Genomic DNA, 17,094 nt, shown 5'->3' with positions numbered 1-17,094 from the left:
ATGAAATATCAGGTCATACATGTAACAGGTGGTGTAAGGAATACCATGAGTGGGGTACAAAGTTTTATCAAAAATCATATCCTAACTGATGATCAAGAGTTTGAATATATGGTCGGAGAGTCAAATGGAGAGGCTCATTTCCCATTTAATCAATACCTAGATGAAAAAGAAATTAAACGAATTGTATTTCCAGCCCTAAAGATTTCTAAACTATTTGCCTATGCGAGAGAGTGCCGACAATTTTATGAAAATAATAAAATTGACATTCTACATGTTCATAATCCTATAACCGCTTTTATACATAATTACTATGCTCAAAAAAATGGTGTTCCAGTTAGGATTTACCACAATCATAGTAGCCAATTTTCAGACACTTGGTTAAAAAGTATTCGCAATCGATTTTTGGTCTTTTTAGCTTTGAAAAATGCGACTCATCGTGTCTCTTGTGGCAAATTAGCTGGTCTTAAAATATTTGGAAAGAAATCATTTCAAATCCTTCCAAATGCAATTGACATCAACAAGTATCGGTTTTCTCCAACTTTTCGAGAAGAAATTCGCAAAGAGTTTCATATAGCTGAACATCAAAAAGTAGTTGGGATGATTGGTATTTTAAATCCTTTCAAAAATCAGAATTTTTTGATTGAAATTGCTAAAGAATTGCCTGATGTTACTTTTTTCTTTGTTGGTGAAGGACCAGATCGTTCAATTCTAGAAGGAAAAAGTAAGGAATTGAAGAATATTATCTTTACAGGAAAAAGAGAAGATGTTCATAAATTTTATTCAGCCTTTGATATTTTTGCCTTTCCATCTTTGTATGAAGGTTTCCCAATCGTACTGGTAGAAGCTCAATGTTCTGGAGTCAATATTATCATGAATGAAACGATTGACCCAACAACTCAGATAGTTGGTGAACTCTGTACAGCTATGCCTCTATATAAGGATAAATGGGTAAACTATATAGAAAAGGCGCCTTTCAAGGATAAGCAACGACAGCTGAATAAACACCTAAAGCGATTTGACATCGAAGAAAATGTTCAAAATTTAAAAGAAATTTATAAGCAAGGTTTAAAAAGAGAATGATCAACTATTTAAAACCCTTACTGTTCAAAGTAAGTGATTTTACTTATAAAATAAATAAAATGATTCCCAAGAAAAGGAACAGAATTGTTCTCTATTCTAATTGGGGGTTTAGAGATAATCTTAGAACCCTCTATCACTATTTGGTGGATAATGACTATCAGGAAACTTATGAAATTGTTTGTGCTTCAAATGATTTTTATCATTTAGAAAAAGAGAATGATGTAAAGTATGTTTCAATTTATCGAGGTTTCTTTTATTTTTTAACATCTAAATATTTTTTCTATTCATTTGGCAAGTATCCCATCAAGCCTGCTCCAAATCAGATGGTTGTCAACTTGTGGCATGGAATGCCCTTAAAAAAAATTGGCAATCTTGAAGTTGGCATGGAAAAGATTGACTATAATTTCTTTACAAAATTAGTCTCTTCTTCAGATTTATTTACTCCAATCATGAAAGCAGCCTTTAATGCTAAGGACGAGCAGATGCTTCTTGTTGGCAATATTCGTAATGATGAGCTCTTTAAAAGGAAAGAAGAGAAGAAAATCATCTGGATGCCAACCTACCGCAATTCTAAAAACTATCATGATAGCCAAGCAGCATTGATATTTTCTTTAGAAGAAGAGGACTTTCAAAACATTGAAGAGCTACTTTCAAACTATGGCTATCAACTTTACATTAAACTTCACCCTCTTGAGGAATCTCGGTTACAATTCGAAATGAATGCTTCGACCATTCATCTATTAACAGAAGATATCATTAGTGAGCAATATGGGACTTTGTATACCTTTTTAGGAACAACCAGTGCATTGATTACAGATTATTCTTCAGTATTTTTAGATTATTATTTATTAAATAGGCCCGTTGCATTTACCATTAATGATTATGAGGAATACAAGGAAAAACGAGGTTTTGTATTTGAAGATGTGAAGAGTTTAATGGTGGGTAGTGTCATTCGTGATTCACATGATTTATTAGACTTTCTAGAGAGTGTCATGAAATCTGAAGATCCTTATATGGACGAACGAAAAAATGTCAATAACAAGGTAAATGCCATTCAAAAAGATTTTACAAAGACACTTTTGGATGAAATTGGATTAAGGAAATAAGGTTAGGATAAAGAATGATTAGTGTAATCGTACCTGTTTATAATGTAGAAACTTATCTGGAAGAATGTTTAGACAGCATTCAAAACCAAACCTACACAGACCTTGAAGTCCTTTTAGTCAATGATGGTTCTACAGATGGCTCACAAGCTATTTGTGAACGTTATTGCCAAACAGATAAGCGTTTCCGATTAATCAATCAAAGCAACCAAGGCCAAAGTGTTGCACGAAATACGGGTGTAGCAGCTTCAAGAGGCGAGTTTATTGCATTTGTAGATAGCGACGATATCATCTTACCGAATTATTTAGAAACCTTAATGCACTATATGAGTGACTACGTCGATATTGTAGAAAGTCAGTTCACCGTGCATAAAAAGGATTTCTTGGCTGCGAAGTCTCAAGAGATAAAGATTCTTTTTGAGGGAAATTCTGAAGAGGCAGTGAAAGTTGTTCCTAACCACCTACTAAGTGTCAATCCAGTCACAAAGCTTTATAGAAGAGCTATTGTCGAAGCTATTCCTTACTTAGAAGGCTTCATTTTTGAAGATATTTATAGTGGAATTGGTATGCTTAAATACATCAGAAAGATTGTTAAGATTGATTATGTAGGCTATTATTACCGTCAACACGCAACTAGTACCATGCATCGAACCTTTACTCCCAAAAACTTGGATGTATTTACAGTCAGTGACCAATTGATAGACTTGTATTCTGATAGGGAAGAACTTCTTCCTTATATTGGTAAATACCTAGTTCATGTAGCAACCATGCATTATCAAGACTATATTCAAAAAGGGAATCCCTATGCAGATGTCTATAATCAGAAATTGGCTGACTATGTAACTATCACCAAGAAAAATCCTGAGGTAGCCAAAAGTTCGCGTATGATTAGACTGTATAAGCTGTGTCCAAAATATTACAACACCATTCTATTTCCTTTCTATCACTCTATATGGAAATGGAAAAATGACATTCAGAAAGACAAGATAGAAGAATGAAACAGTATCATTCAAGAGGGAAAGAGGAAAATGATTAGCGTAATCGTTCCAGTTTATAACGTGGAAGAATATCTGGAAGAATGTCTAGAGAGTATTCGAAAGCAAACCTATCAAGATATCGAAGTCATTTTAGTCAATGATGGTTCTACAGATGGCTCCCAAGCTATTTGTGAGCATTTTTGCCAAACAGATAATCGCTTCCGATTGATTAATCAAAAGAATCAAGGTCAAAGTGTAGCCAGAAATCGTGGTGTGAAAGAATCCATGGGCGAATACATCATGTTTGTCGATAGTGATGATGTTGTGAAAGAGAATATAGTAGAAGTATTATTCTCCTATATGAAGGCGGATGTAGATATCGTAGAATGCAAAAGTACTAAAATTAAAGAAGAATTATTAAAAAATGAACCTAACAGAATTATATTTGAAGGAAAATCAACAGAAGCAATTCTTAATTGTATTGGCTATAAAGAAGTAAAGTATTGTGTTTTTACCAAGCTATATAGAAGAGAAATTGTTGAAAAAGTTCCATTTTTAGAGGGATATATTTACGAAGATCTTTATACAGGAATCAATTATTTAAAACATATTCGTAAAATAATTGTCGTTGATTTAGCAGGTTATTATTACCGAGTTCGTCCGAATAGTACTATGACCCAAGCATTTAATGAGAAAAATTTAGATATTATTACAGTAGGAAATAAATTAATCGAATCTTTCCAAGATGATGGATATTTATTACCGTATATTGGATACTTTATGTTTTATCTTGGACTTAGCCATTATCAAAGAGATGGAATCACGAGGAGGAGCCCTTATGTTGATTTATATGAAAATTTTATCAGAGAGTGTGCTTTTATTGCAAAGCAATCTCAAGAAGTTGTTTGTAAATACCGTTTACTAAGACTTTATTTAATGGCACCTAAATATTTTACAATAATTACTCATCCAGTATATCAGTTTATTGATAAAATATGGAATAATTTTAAAATGTTGATTCACAAACTATAACTGAAGGAGCCTATGAACAAAAATGATTAGTATAATTGTACCTGTTTATAATGTGGAATCCTATTTGAAAGAATGTTTAGAAAGTATCCAAAAACAAACTTATACAAATTTTGAAGTTATATTAGTTAATGATGGATCTACTGATAATTCAAAAGAAATTTGTGAAGAATATTGTAGGAAAGATACTCGTTTTCACTTAATAAATCAGGAAAACCAAGGGCAGAGTATTGCAAGAAATAGAGGCGTTGCTGAGTCTACAGGAGAATTCATTGTTTTTATTGATAGTGATGATATAGTAAAGTTTGATTTGTTGTCGCAATTAAATAAGCATATGTTTGATGGAATTGATATTGTAGAATGTAATATAACCGAGGATATTCATTGTTTAAATTCCGAAGGAAAAGAAATTGATGTTAAAGAATTGGATTCAAATGAAGCGTTATACCAATGTTTTAATCATGGAGTAAATTGGAGCCCTGTCGCAAAACTCTATCGTCGTAAAATAGTGGAGAAAGTTCCGTTTTTAGAAAATTTAATTTATGAAGATTTTTATACTGGAATCGTCTCTTTAAAATATATTCATAAAATGAGAAAAATTGACTATATTGGTTATTATTATCGATATCATACTTCTAGTACGATGAATCAGACATATTCAGAAAAGAATCTTGATATTTTTAAGGTTGGCGAAAAATTATTAGAGGAATTTAGAGAAGATAATTGGTTACCTTATGTAGGGAATATGTTATTTTTAGTCGGTATTGGACATTTCAAAAAGTATAACATAAGAGTTGGACATCCATATTATCAGTTATATGTTGATGCAATTGATAACTATTTTGAAATAGCTAAGAAATCATCAGATGTTTTTAAATCTAGTAAACTATTAAGATGGTATAGTTATTCACCAAAATATTTTTTTAATTTATATTATCCTTTGTATTTAAGATATTTAGACATTCGAAAAAAATGGAAAATTTAATAGGAGGCTATTTATGATTAGTGTCATTGTACCAGTTTTCAATGTTGAAGAGTATCTGGAAGAATGTTTAGATAGTATTCAATGTCAAACTTATAGCAATATTGAAGTAATACTTGTTAACGATGGTTCTACGGATCATTCACAAGAAATTTGTGAGCGCTATTGTCAACAAGATCCTCGCTTTCACTTAATCAATCAAGCAAATAAAGGATTAAGTGGCGCTCGTAATCGTGGTATGACTGAATCTAAAGGCAAATTTATCACTTTTGTAGACAGTGATGATGTCATTAAAGACGATATGTTGGAGCAATTATTAAAGCACATGACTTCAGAAGAAATGGACATCGTAGAATGTTGGTATACAAATGATCAAAAAGAAATAGAAATCCCTTCTCCCGAGAATGTCAAAATTATTTTTCAAGGAAATGCTAAAGAAGCTTTAGTCTCTTTATGTAAAGATAATATTGTCCGTTTGAATGCAGTTGCTAAACTTTTTCGAAGACAAGTGATTGTCAATTTTCCATTTTTAGAAGGTTTATTTTATGAAGATGTGTATGGAGGAATGGGAATTTTAAAGCATATACACAAAATGGTGAAAATTGATTATACAGGATATTATTATCGTGTACGACGTGGTAGTATTATGAATCGCGAATTTAGTTTGAAAAATTTGGATTTGTTTACGATTTGTGATAAAGTGGAGCAACTATATGAAGGAAATGCTGACTCACTCCCATATGTACAGCGTCGCTTATTTCATTTAGTCTTGATGCACGTTGTTGACTATCGTATATTTGAGGGAAATCCCTATCAAGAGAAATATGTAGAATATTTGAATCGTTACGCTAAAAGTTCAAGGAAATCATTATTAATGCGGGCCTATCGCTTATTCCCTCAAAATATTGTCTTTATTTCAAGAGTTATTGGAGCCATTCAATGGAGATTTGAAAAATATATTGTAAAAAGATTTTGGAGAGGGTTGAAGTAGTATGAATTATTACTTAAAAGAATTTTACGCAGAAGCCAAACATGCAGGATCTAAAGCAAGATTAGATGCTGAAAAAATAATGCTAGAAGCAGGATATCAACCTTTTTCCCTAAATAATGATTCAAATCCCATCACTTTGACAAAAAATGATGTGTTAGTTCTTCAATTTCCGTTATTATGGGATTCCTTAAAAAAACAAATTTTAACGAGATTTTTGAAAAATAGAACATTCAAAGCTTATTTGCTGATTCATGATATCGAGTCCCTGAGAAATAAAACAATCAAGTCATTTACAGATTTCAAATATTCTATTATCCATTTTTTACAAAATAAAACCGTTCTTGAAAAAGTAGATGGTATTATCGCTCATAATGAAAAAATGAAAGCAGAACTTGTGCGATTAGGAATACCGGAAGAGAAGATTGTTTCATTAGAGATATTTGATTATTTGATTCCAAATTATAAAGAGAAGAAAATTTATGAGAAAAATACGGTTATAGTTGCTGGAAATTTAGATATTCAGAAAACAAAATACGCAAGACAATTACCCCAAAAACCAGATTTTTCTATTTATGGCATTAACTTTGAAGAGGAGAATCTTCCTTACAACGTTCATTATCAAGGTGCTTTTTCTCCTGATGAACTTTCTAATCACTTGCATGGCGGTTTTGGTTTAGTCTGGAATGGAGATAGCCCCCATACTTGTAGTGGGATGTATGGAGAATATTTAAAGATGAATAACCCACATAAAGCCTCTTTATATTTAGCATCAGGTTTTCCAATCATCGTGTGGAGACAATCTGCTTTGGCTGATTTTGTAAGGAATAATCAATGTGGAATACTTGTTGATTCATTGTTTGAAATTGCAGATTGTTTAAACTTAATAGATGAAAAAGATTATCAAGAATTGATTAAAAATAGCAAGAAAACCGGCCAAAAAATCCGTCAGGGGTATTTTCTTAAAACATCCTTAGAAAAATGTGAAAGGAAATTTTAGCGTTTATGAAATTCCAAACCTTACAAGAAAAAATCACTCGCTATCATACAATTCTAAAATGTTATGGTCTCAATCCAACTCTAGCTTATTATCTTGCGCAACAGTCTGAGACGAAGTACTATGATTTTCGTAGAAAAATTCTTTTGGATTTTGTACTAAAATTAAGAAAAGAAGCACAACTAGTTGATTCGAGTAATGAAAAAGAGGAAGAAACAACAGAATTTCCGAAAATAATTTGGACAATGTGGCAACAGGGAGAAGCTCAAATGCCTGAGACAGTCCAGGCTTCAATGAAGACCATAAAAGATTTCGCCAAAAGAAATGACTGTGAATTCTATTTGTTGACGGATGAAAATCTGGCGGATTTCATCAATATTCCAATAGACATCACCGAAAAATACAAGAAAAAAGAATTATCAGCTGCGCATTATTCAGATATTATTCGTTTTAGTCTCTTATACCAATACGGTGGAATTTGGATGGATGCAACCTTATTTGTATCTCCCTATGCAACTTTAGAAATGTTTGAGGGTGACTTCTTTACTCTGAATCATCCACCCTTACAGCCAGAAAAAATGGAACGAACTGTCGGTGACTTTAAATGGGCAGGTTTCTTTCTAGCAGGAAAAAAAGGCAAACCTTATTTTAAACATATTCGGGATTTATATCTTTACTATGTTCGTAAATACCCAGTTTTTATTCATTACCTGATGATGGATTATTTTATTTTGTCCGAATATCAGTGCAATCCTTATTTTGAAAACTTAGTGGATAGATTACCGATTCTAGCACCAGCTGAGCGTGTTTGGTTTTTAAGAGACCATGCCCATGATCTTTTTGAGGAAAAAGAATGGGAAGAAGTATTAAAAACAACACCGATTTTGAAAACGACTTATAAAATCAAGAAAGAAGAAGTCCTTCCAGGAAGTTATCTCGATCAACTTTTACAAGGAAAATTAAAGGAATAGATGAAATACACGAAAAAAAGTAGAACAGAATTTGCCACCTTAAATACAAGTATTGCTCTGGCATTGCAACCTTTTCAAGTCCTTCTTGGCTTTATCAATCGAACTATTTTTATCAATTTACTTGGGGTAACCTATCTAGGATTAAACAATTATTTGTCTAGCTTAGTTTCTATTCTGTCTTTGGCAGAATTAGGGGTTGCTGGAGCCATGAGCTATGCACTATATGACCCCTTAGGCAGAGAAGAACATGGAAAAATCAATGCTTTTATGATTCTTTTCAAAAAATTATATATAATCATTGGCTTTTCTATTTTTATACTGGGTGCTATACTTTCTTTATTTCTTCCTTATATGATAAAGGATTATACGGTAAATAGTGAAGTATATTTGATTTTTTTCCTCTTTGTATTTAACTCAGCTTCCAGCTATTTTTTCTCCTATAAACGAACCTTGCTTTATGTCGATCAGCGTAATTATATGATGACTTTGATTGACTTTGGATTAAATACGCTTCGTGTATGCTTGCAAATCGGAATTTTATTCTTTACCAAAAATTATATCTTTTATCTATTGATCAGTATCATGATGAATTTTATAGGGAATATCATCATGTCGGGGATTGTTGATAGATTGTATGGTTACTTGTTTAAGAATGAGATAACACCCATTAATCAGGAGGAAAAAGAAAAATTTATCCGAAATATCAAAGGAAATATAGTCGGTAGTATTGGAGAAACGATTGTTTTTCAAACAGATAGTATTCTAATGGCAAGTTTTGTTAGCTTAGCAGCTATTGGTATTTATGGGAATTATACCTATGTTTTAGGATTTCTTTCATTGATTTTAAATACTGTGATCAATTCAGTTGTTTCTTCCGTAGGTAACTTAGTCCATTCGAAATCTACGACAGTAGCAGATACGGTTAAATTCCTAAAAAAATACCAATTTATTGCTTTTAGCCTGATTTATTTTGCTAGCTTAGGCTATTTAATGTTCATTCATCCATTTATGATCATCTGGTTAGGGGAAAATTTTTCATTTAATCATACAGTTGAGATTTTGATTGTCCTTCATTTTTTCCTAACTTTTTATAGAAGACCGATTCTAACGTTGATTTCAGTTTATGGCTTAAGTTATGAGCAAAATAAAAAAGTTATCGTCGAGATTTTATTAAATATTTCCCTTTCACTCTACTTTTTAGCGATTTTAGATTTAGGAGTAGCTGGAATTTTATTGGGTACGATTTGTTCAACAGTCTTGACCTGTACATGGTATGAACCCTATAGCGCCTTTAAGTATGGATTGAAAGCTTCCTCTAAGGACTTTTTTAAAACATTGTTACAAGATTTCACTGTCGCAGGGATAAGCTTCCTACTTTTGAGTTTGCTGGATAACTTAGTCTTAACTCAGCTAGATTTCATTTTCGGTTTGACCATCAAAATCGTCCTTTATTTGACAGTATTGGGTAGTTACGTTTTCCTATTTAGAAATCATGAAGGTGGTAAACAAATTATACTAATGATTCAAAAAGTATTAAAGTTAAAAAATAAGGTGGTAAAAATATGAAACGAATATTAGTTTGTGGTTTAGTTCCAGATATCGGTGGACTAGAAAAAATTGTGGTAGATTTTTATAATCATATCGATACCTCTGAATTTGAACTGGAATTTTTACTACAAGGTTCTGAAGATGTTGAATTTAGTGAACATTTTAAAAAGCTTTGCCACAATCCTCTCGTCGTTCATAGAATCCCTAAGTTAAGACCTCATATGAAACAGGCATTAAAGGAATGGGATAGTTTCTTTAAAAAGAATGCTCATCGTTATGATATTTTATGGTCCAATCAAAATGGTCTGACTCATCTAGAATTTTTAAAATTAGCAAAGAAATACGGAATCGAAAAAAGAATTGTTCATGGACATTGTGCAACAGCAGATAAATTTTACCGCTTTGTTCATCCAGTCAATCGTCTTTTTGTCGGCAAATATGCGACCGATTTTTGGGCATGTGGAACAGAAGCGTTAAACCATTTTTATCATGGTAAGGAAAGAGAAAAAGCACTAGTTATTCATAATGCCATTGAGGTAGAAAAGTTTTTATATAATCAAGAAATGCAAGCCCAACTTCGAAAGGAGTATCAGATCCCTGAAAATTGTTTGGTCATTGGGCAAGTTTCCCGCTTAAATGAGAAACAAAAAAATCAAAGTTTCTGTATTAAGGTCTTTTCTGAAATCGTCAAAAAAGAACCAAATTCTCGTTTAGTATTTATCGGAAGAGGAGATACTGCGTTTTTAGAAAATATAGCAAAAGAATATGGTGTCGAAGACAAAGTCATTTTTACAGGCTTGACCACTAATGTCGGAAAAATGCTAAATTTATTAGATGTGTTCTTCTTCCCATCTAATTTTGAAGGATTGCCAATTGTACTCATTGAAGCGCAAGCAAATGGATTACCTGTTGTAACAGCAAATCATTTACCAGATGCAAGAATACTAGATAACTACGATAATAGCCTGTCTTTGAAAGATTCTCTTGAAAAATGGGCAGATAAGATTTTGTCGGTCAGAAATCATCGAGAGTTTGATACAGAAAAGATTAAACAGCTGATAGATGAAAATGGCTACGAAATTGAATCAGCAACAAGACAGTTGGAGAAATTATTTGATGAGTGATTAAAAGTTGATGGAGAGGACATGAATGTCTTCTCTAATTTTATTTCTATCAGATTATTACACGTTAGTTTCATAAATAAAATTATGGCTATTTTAATAGTACTTCTAAAAGCTATTTTATCAGCTGAATAATTAACTTAATTGCAAGAGAATACTACTAAGTTTATATTTAATAATCTCATGGATTAGAGATGACTATTTTTCGGAGGTTAATATATCAAAAAATGAGATTGCATTCAATTTTTCTTAATAAAGTAGCTTTTCTAGACAAAAGCTTATGCAAAAAAGAGTAATTTATGATAGAATATAAGGCAAGAAAGAAAACGTTTTTACAATTTTTTCAATCCGAAGGAGATATATTATGGCTACAATTCAATGGTTTCCTGGTCACATGTCTAAAGCGCGTCGACAGGTGCAGGAAAATTTAAAATTTGTTGATTTTGTGACGATTTTGGTGGATGCACGCTTACCTCTATCTAGTCAAAATCCTATGTTGACCAAAATTGTTGGTGACAAACCAAAACTCTTGATTTTAAACAAGGCAGACTTGGCTGATCCAGCAATAACCAAGGAATGGCGCCAGTATTTTGAATCACAAGGAATTCAGACGCTAGCTATCAACTCCAAAGAACAAGTGACTGTAAAAGTTGTAACAGATGCGGCCAAAAAGCTCATGGCTGATAAGATTGCTCGCCAGAGAGAACGTGGGATTAAAATTGAAACCTTGCGTACCATGATTATCGGGATTCCAAATGCTGGTAAATCCACTCTGATGAACCGTTTGGCTGGTAAGAAAATTGCTGTTGTCGGAAACAAACCAGGTGTGACCAAGGGGCAACAATGGCTCAAAACCAATAAAGACCTTGAAATCCTAGACACACCAGGGATTCTCTGGCCTAAGTTTGAGGATGAAACTGTTGCGCTTAAGTTGGCCTTGACAGGAGCTATTAAAGACCAGTTGCTTCCTATGGATGAGGTAACTATTTTTGGTCTCAATTATTTTAAAGAACATTATCCAGAAAAGTTGGCTGAACGCTTCAAACAAATGAAAATTGAGGAAGAAGCGCCTGTTATTATTATGGATATGACCCGTGCTCTCGGTTTCCGTGATGACTATGACCGCTTTTACAGTCTCTTCGTGAAGGAAGTCCGTGATGGCAAACTCGGTAACTATACCTTAGATACATTGGAAGACCTCGATGGCGACGATTAAAGAAATCAAAGAACTCCTTGCTACTGTCAAGGACTTAGAAAGTCCTGTTTTTTTAGAACTCGAGCAGGACAATCGCTCTGGAGTTCAAAAAGAAATCAGCAAACGTAAAAAAGCTATTCAGGCAGAATTGGATGAGGATCTTCGTTTAGAATCCATGCTTTCCTACGAAAAAGAACTTTACAAGCAAGGATTGACCTTAATTGCTGGTGTTGATGAGGTCGGCCGTGGTCCTCTGGCTGGACCTGTAGTCGCTGCAGCCGTTATTTTACCTCAAAATTGTAAGATTCAAGGTCTCAACGACAGTAAGAAAATTCCTAAAAAGAAACATCTTGAGATTTTCCAAGCCGTTCAGGAGCAAGCCTTGTCAATCGGCATTGGTATCATGGATAATCAGATCATTGACCAAGTCAATATCTATGAAGCAACCAAACTAGCTATGAAGGAAGCAATCTCTCAGCTCCGTCCGCAACCTGAGCACCTTTTGATAGATGCCATGAAACTGGATTTACCAATTTCACAAACATCTATCATCAAAGGAGATGCCAATTCCCTCTCGATTGCAGCGGCTTCTATAGTAGCCAAGGTGACACGTGATGAATTGATGAAGGAATTCGATCAGCAGTTCCCTGGCTATGATTTCGCTACTAATGCAGGATATGGAACAGCTAAACACCTGGAAGGCCTCACAAAACTAGGAGTTACCCCAATTCACCGAACCAGCTTTGAACCCGTTAAATCACTGGTTTTAGGAGAAAAAGAAAGTTAAGTTAGAAGGAATGATTATGGAGGAACAGTCAGAAACACTCAGTTCCAAGAAAGAATTTGCCTTTGCCTCAAGCACTATATTATCCCAAGTTGGACGAGGAATCATCGTCGGTCTCGTTGTTGGAATTATCGTTGGATCTTTTCGGTTTTTAATCGAAAAAGGCTTCCACCTGATACAAGGACTTTATCAAGATCAAGCGCATCTAGTGCGCAATCTTTTTATCATTGGTCTATTTTATTTAATAGTTTGTTGGCTCAGTGCGAAATTAACTCGGTCAGAAAAAGACATCAAAGGTTCAGGAATTCCTCAAGTTGAAGCCGAATTAAAGGGACTCATGACTCTCAACTGGTGGGGAGTTCTTTGGAAAAAATATATTCTAGGAATTCTTGCTATTGCAAGTGGCCTTATGCTGGGTCGTGAAGGGCCAAGTATTCAACTTGGAGCGGTCGGTGGTAAAGGAATTGCCAAATGGCTCAAATCCAGTCCAGTAGAGGAACGCTCCTTGATTGCTAGTGGAGCTGCCGCTGGTCTAGCTGCAGCCTTTAATGCACCGATTGCAGGACTTCTCTTTGTGGTAGAAGAAGTTTATCACCATTTTTCACGCTTTTTCTGGGTATCTACTCTCGCAGCTAGTCTCGTAGCAAACTTTGTTTCTCTGCTCATATTTGGCCTAACACCCGTACTGGATATGCCAGACAACATCCCACTCATGACCCTAGACCAGTATTGGATTTACCTCCTTATGGGGATTTTTCTAGGCCTTTCCGGTTTTCTCTATGAGAAAGCTGTGCTCAATGTCGGTAGAGTTTATGACTGGATAGGTCAAAAAATCCGTTTAGATAGAGCTTATTATCCAATTCTGGCCTTCATTCTCATCATACCAGTCGGAATCTTCTTACCCCAAATCCTTGGTGGTGGAAATCAGCTTGTTCTTTCCCTAACTGAGCAAGATTATAGTTTCCAAGTTCTATTAGCTTACTTTTTGATTCGCTTTGTTTGGAGCATGATTAGTTATGGAAGTGGTCTTCCAGGAGGAATTTTCCTACCAATTTTAGCGCTTGGTTCCTTGCTTGGAGCCCTAGTTGGAGTCATTTGTGTCAATCTTGGACTTGTCAGTCAAGAGCAATTCCCTATATTTGTCATTCTAGGAATGAGTGGTTATTTTGGAGCAATATCCAAGGCTCCCTTAACTGCTATGATACTCGTAACTGAGATGGTAGGAGATATTCGCAACCTCATGCCACTTGGATTAGTCACTTTAGTTGCCTACATCATCATGGATCTGCTCAAGGGTGCACCAGTCTATGAGGCTATGTTGGAAAAAATGCTGCCTGAAGAAGCGACAGATGAAGGAGAAGTCACTCTCATTGAAATCCCTGTTTCAGATAAAATAGCAGGAAAACAAGTTCACGAACTCAACTTACCACACAACGTCCTTATTACAACCCAAGTTCATAACGGTAAAAGCCAAACCGTTAACGGCTCAACCAGAATGTATCTCGGTGATATGATTCACCTGGTGATTCCAAAAAGTGAAATTGGGAAAGTCAAAGATTTGTTGTTGTAGGAGTTTTTACATAATTTATGTTATGTAAAAAAATCTTAATTAAATATATTAGAAAACCGATTCTCAGCAATGAGATCGGTTATTTTTTACAGATAAGATATTTCACATACAAATAATTGAACTTTGGTAAAAATAAGACTATAATCAAGTTAGAAATGATAAAGTATAAAGCTAGAAAGGAGTTTACTGTATCAAATCTGTACAGTAAGATTAAAATTATGAAAAAGAAAACAATAGCAATTATACAATGTATTTTGTATCTCATAGCTCCTTATAAAGCTCTTCCTTCAGTTATGTAGTATTAAAAGAAGTTTAGTGGGTGAGTTCTTTATTATTTTCTTTATTCTGTTTACTATTTCATTCTGGTTTAGGATTTGGAAACTAGAAAAAGCACTAGATAATGATTCACAATAATACAACTCCAAAGATTTAGATCTGTTTTGTTTGTAGGTCTAAGTCTTTTTATCACTTTTAAAAAAATTCCTATAACATCTTTCCGAAAAACTATAATTTTCTTGAAAAATAAATAAGTCTATGCTATACTACTAGTAGACTTATTTATGGAGAAAATACATGAAACGTGAGATTTTACTGGAACGAATAGACAAACTAAAACAAATCATGCCCTGGTATGTTCTGGAATACTATCAATCTAAGCTAGCTGTACCTTACAGTTTTACAACCTTGTACGAATATCTCAAGGAATACGATCGATTTTTCAGCTGGGTTTTAGAGTCTGACATTTCAAATGCTGATAAAATGTCTGATATTCCTTTATCTGTCTTGGAAAATATGTCTAAGAAAGACATGGAATCTTTTATCCTTTATTTACGTGAACGTCCTTTGCTGAATGCTAATACAACCAAACAAGGAGTTTCACAGACAACTATCAATCGAACCTTGTCAGCTCTTTCCAGTCTTTATAAGTATCTAACCGAGGAGGTTGAAAACGATCAGGGGGAACCTTATTTTTATCGTAATGTAATGAAAAAAGTTTCAACCAAAAAAAAGAAAGAAACGCTTGCTGCCAGAGCTGAAAACATCAAGCAAAAACTCTTTTTAGGTGATGAAACAGAAGGTTTCCTAACTTATATTGACCAAGAGTATCCACAACAACTTTCAAATCGCGCTCTCTCATCATTCAACAAAAATAAAGAACGTGATTTGGCCATTATTGCCCTTCTATTGGCGTCTGGTGTCCGCTTATCTGAAGCTGTTAATCTGGATCTAAGAGATCTCAATCTCAAAATGATGGTTATTGATGTCACTCGAAAAGGGGGTAAACGTGACTCGGTCAATGTCGCTGCCTTTGCTAAGCCTTATTTAGAGAATTATTTGGCCATTCGAAATCAACGCTATAAGACGGAAAAAACAGATACAGCCCTTTTTTTGACTCTCTACAGAGGAGTTCCTAATCGTATCGATGCTTCCAGCGTTGAGAAAATGGTTGCTAAGTACTCTGAGGACTTCAAAGTCCGTGTAACACCCCATAAACTACGACATACCCTAGCAACCAGGCTCTATGATGCCACTAAATCGCAAGTTTTGGTCAGTCACCAGCTAGGACATGCCAGCACACAAGTCACTGACCTCTATACCCATATCGTTAATGATGAACAAAAGAATGCTCTAGACAGTTTATAAAATACATAAAATAAATTATGTAATATATGGTTTTTAAAAAAGAAGCTGGTCCTACAACCAACTTCTTTTTGATTTATCCAACTACCGCTTCAGCGATTTCTTCACGGCTAATACCAGCGAAATAGCGTGTGATATCAATGGTTTCTAACGCCTTAAGGACATCTTCGCGTTCGTATTTCACCCCACGAAGGACATCTTCTACTGCAGCAACATCTTCAATACCAAAGAAGTCACCGTAAATCTTGATGTCTTGGATTTTTGATTCGAGAACATTAGCAAAGACTTCCACCTTACCACTAGTGAATTTTGTTCCACGACGGACGTTAAATTCAGGTGATTTACCATAGTTCCAGTCCCAAGTTCCAAACTTAGTATCTTTGATACGGTTAATTTCAGCTAGTTCTTCCTCAGAAAAAACGTATTCTGTCATCTCTGGATACTCTTTTTTCATGTATTCCAAGAGTAAGTCACGGAATTCTTCGACTGTGATTTTTTCTGGTAATTCATTGATAATATTGGTTACACGAGCACGAACCGATTTCACACCTTTTGATTCAAATTTATCTTTTGAAACCTTAAGGGCATTTGCTAGGACTGACAAATCAACGTCAAAGAGCAAGCAACCATGGTGCATGATACGACCGTTGATATAGGCTTGAGCATTGCCACAGAATTTCTTTCCATCAATCTCAAGGTCATTACGGCCTGTGAACTCAGCTTTAACCCCAAGTTGAGCCAAAGTATTGATAACTGGAGTTGAAAAACTCTTGAAGTCAAAAGCTTTGTTTTCATCTTCTTTTGAGATGATCGTGTAGTTGAGGTTATTTAAATCGTGGTAAACAGCTCCACCACCGCTGATACGGCGAACTACCTCGATGCCATTTTCGCGAACATAATCACGGTTGATTTCTTCGATGGTATTCTGGTGACGACCAACAATGATAGATGGTTTGTTAATCCAAAGTAGGAAGATTTGATCCTCATCCAAAAGGTGTTTAAAGGCGTATTCTTCCAAGGCAATATTAAAGGCAGTGTCGTTTGAATGATTGATAATATATTTCATGATATCCCTTTATACGATAGAGACTGGAAAGATATTTTCCAG

The 17,094-nt window shown here is 34.4% G+C and carries 15 protein-coding genes; 14 read left to right on the top strand and 1 reads right to left on the bottom strand.

The window, feature by feature from the left end:
• The 14 genes from M1G05_RS02740 to xerS all read left to right on the top strand — a co-directional run bounded on the left by M1G05_RS02740 (window position 1) and on the right by xerS (window position 15,989).
• Window positions 1-1,080 (top strand): glycosyltransferase, encoded by a 1,080-nt coding sequence (locus M1G05_RS02740; protein WP_247953035.1) that lies wholly within the window; start codon window positions 1-3, stop codon window positions 1,078-1,080.
• Window positions 1,077-2,186: a CDP-glycerol glycerophosphotransferase family protein gene (locus M1G05_RS02735; protein WP_247953034.1), complete on the top strand. Its 1,110-nt coding sequence runs from the start codon at window positions 1,077-1,079 to the stop codon at window positions 2,184-2,186. The genes M1G05_RS02740 and M1G05_RS02735 overlap by 4 nt, the downstream gene beginning before the upstream one ends.
• A 14-nt stretch (window positions 2,187-2,200) precedes the next feature.
• The gene (locus M1G05_RS02730; protein WP_049544609.1) at window positions 2,201-3,181 is read left to right on the top strand and encodes a glycosyltransferase family 2 protein; all 981 of its coding nucleotides are present in this window, start codon (window positions 2,201-2,203) and stop codon (window positions 3,179-3,181) included.
• A gap of 30 nt (window positions 3,182-3,211) precedes the next feature.
• A complete protein-coding gene (locus M1G05_RS02725; RefSeq protein WP_049544608.1) occupies window positions 3,212-4,192 on the top strand; it encodes a glycosyltransferase family 2 protein in 981 nt (326 codons plus the stop codon).
• 22 nt (window positions 4,193-4,214) lie between these two features.
• The gene (locus M1G05_RS02720) at window positions 4,215-5,174 is read left to right on the top strand and encodes a glycosyltransferase family 2 protein (protein WP_247953033.1); all 960 of its coding nucleotides are present in this window, start codon (window positions 4,215-4,217) and stop codon (window positions 5,172-5,174) included.
• 13 nt (window positions 5,175-5,187) lie between these two features.
• Complete coding sequence (locus tag M1G05_RS02715) at window positions 5,188-6,162, top strand: glycosyltransferase family 2 protein (protein ID WP_049544606.1); 975 nt, start codon at window positions 5,188-5,190, stop codon at window positions 6,160-6,162.
• A 1-nt stretch (window position 6,163) separates the two neighbouring features.
• Complete coding sequence (locus M1G05_RS02710) at window positions 6,164-7,159, top strand: glycosyltransferase (RefSeq protein WP_247953032.1); 996 nt, start codon at window positions 6,164-6,166, stop codon at window positions 7,157-7,159.
• 5 nt (window positions 7,160-7,164) lie between these two features.
• Window positions 7,165-8,127, top strand: a complete 963-nt coding sequence (locus tag M1G05_RS02705) for a capsular polysaccharide synthesis protein (RefSeq protein ID WP_049544604.1) — start codon at window positions 7,165-7,167, stop codon at window positions 8,125-8,127.
• Window positions 8,128-9,693, top strand: a complete 1,566-nt coding sequence (locus tag M1G05_RS02700; RefSeq protein ID WP_247953031.1) for a lipopolysaccharide biosynthesis protein — start codon at window positions 8,128-8,130, stop codon at window positions 9,691-9,693. It begins immediately after the preceding gene.
• Window positions 9,690-10,799 (top strand): glycosyltransferase, encoded by a 1,110-nt coding sequence (locus M1G05_RS02695; RefSeq protein WP_247953030.1) that lies wholly within the window; start codon window positions 9,690-9,692, stop codon window positions 10,797-10,799. Before M1G05_RS02700 ends, M1G05_RS02695 begins: the two co-directional genes overlap by 4 nt.
• A gap of 361 nt (window positions 10,800-11,160) precedes the next feature.
• Window positions 11,161-12,012: a ribosome biogenesis GTPase YlqF gene (ylqF, locus tag M1G05_RS02690; protein ID WP_060805525.1), complete on the top strand. Its 852-nt coding sequence runs from the start codon at window positions 11,161-11,163 to the stop codon at window positions 12,010-12,012.
• Complete coding sequence (locus M1G05_RS02685; protein ID WP_247953029.1) at window positions 11,999-12,778, top strand: ribonuclease HII; 780 nt, start codon at window positions 11,999-12,001, stop codon at window positions 12,776-12,778. Before ylqF ends, M1G05_RS02685 begins: the two co-directional genes overlap by 14 nt.
• Before the next feature lie 16 nt (window positions 12,779-12,794).
• The gene (locus M1G05_RS02680; RefSeq protein ID WP_247953028.1) at window positions 12,795-14,345 is read left to right on the top strand and encodes a ClC family H(+)/Cl(-) exchange transporter; all 1,551 of its coding nucleotides are present in this window, start codon (window positions 12,795-12,797) and stop codon (window positions 14,343-14,345) included.
• Window positions 14,346-14,918: 573 nt separating this feature from the next.
• Window positions 14,919-15,989, top strand: a complete 1,071-nt coding sequence (xerS, locus tag M1G05_RS02675) for a tyrosine recombinase XerS (RefSeq protein ID WP_000817852.1) — start codon at window positions 14,919-14,921, stop codon at window positions 15,987-15,989.
• Window positions 15,990-16,062: 73 nt separating this feature from the next.
• Here the strand turns inward: xerS and M1G05_RS02670 are convergent, their stop codons facing one another.
• Window positions 16,063-17,052 carry a lipoate--protein ligase gene (locus tag M1G05_RS02670; protein WP_000873983.1) on the bottom strand — a complete coding sequence of 330 codons (990 nt, stop codon included), beginning with the start codon at window positions 17,050-17,052 and terminating at the stop codon, window positions 16,063-16,065.
• Window positions 17,053-17,094: the final 42 nt, after the last annotated feature.

Origin of the sequence: Streptococcus mitis (assembly GCF_023109515.1) — a bacterium.
Lineage (GTDB): Bacteria > Bacillota > Bacilli > Lactobacillales > Streptococcaceae > Streptococcus > Streptococcus mitis_CS.
Note: the sequence above shows the minus strand (reverse complement) of the source record. Positions and strands in the feature narration are given on the sequence as shown.

Bases quoted from the DNA above. Each gene is read 5' to 3' on its own strand.
- M1G05_RS02740 (WP_247953035.1), top strand. From the start codon at position 1: ATGAAATATCAGGTCATACATGTAACAGGTGGTGTAAGGAATACCATG.
- M1G05_RS02735 (WP_247953034.1), top strand. From the start codon at position 1,077: ATGATCAACTATTTAAAACCCTTACTGTTCAAAGTAAGTGATTTTACT.
- M1G05_RS02730 (WP_049544609.1), top strand. From the start codon at position 2,201: ATGATTAGTGTAATCGTACCTGTTTATAATGTAGAAACTTATCTGGAA.
- M1G05_RS02725 (WP_049544608.1), top strand. From the start codon at position 3,212: ATGATTAGCGTAATCGTTCCAGTTTATAACGTGGAAGAATATCTGGAA.
- M1G05_RS02720 (WP_247953033.1), top strand. From the start codon at position 4,215: ATGATTAGTATAATTGTACCTGTTTATAATGTGGAATCCTATTTGAAA.
- M1G05_RS02715 (WP_049544606.1), top strand. From the start codon at position 5,188: ATGATTAGTGTCATTGTACCAGTTTTCAATGTTGAAGAGTATCTGGAA.
- M1G05_RS02710 (WP_247953032.1), top strand. From the start codon at position 6,164: ATGAATTATTACTTAAAAGAATTTTACGCAGAAGCCAAACATGCAGGA.
- M1G05_RS02705 (WP_049544604.1), top strand. From the start codon at position 7,165: ATGAAATTCCAAACCTTACAAGAAAAAATCACTCGCTATCATACAATT.
- M1G05_RS02700 (WP_247953031.1), top strand. From the start codon at position 8,128: ATGAAATACACGAAAAAAAGTAGAACAGAATTTGCCACCTTAAATACA.
- M1G05_RS02695 (WP_247953030.1), top strand. From the start codon at position 9,690: ATGAAACGAATATTAGTTTGTGGTTTAGTTCCAGATATCGGTGGACTA.
- ylqF (WP_060805525.1), top strand. From the start codon at position 11,161: ATGGCTACAATTCAATGGTTTCCTGGTCACATGTCTAAAGCGCGTCGA.
- M1G05_RS02685 (WP_247953029.1), top strand. From the start codon at position 11,999: ATGGCGACGATTAAAGAAATCAAAGAACTCCTTGCTACTGTCAAGGAC.
- M1G05_RS02680 (WP_247953028.1), top strand. From the start codon at position 12,795: ATGGAGGAACAGTCAGAAACACTCAGTTCCAAGAAAGAATTTGCCTTT.
- xerS (WP_000817852.1), top strand. From the start codon at position 14,919: ATGAAACGTGAGATTTTACTGGAACGAATAGACAAACTAAAACAAATC.
- M1G05_RS02670 (WP_000873983.1), bottom strand. From the start codon at position 17,052: ATGAAATATATTATCAATCATTCAAACGACACTGCCTTTAATATTGCC.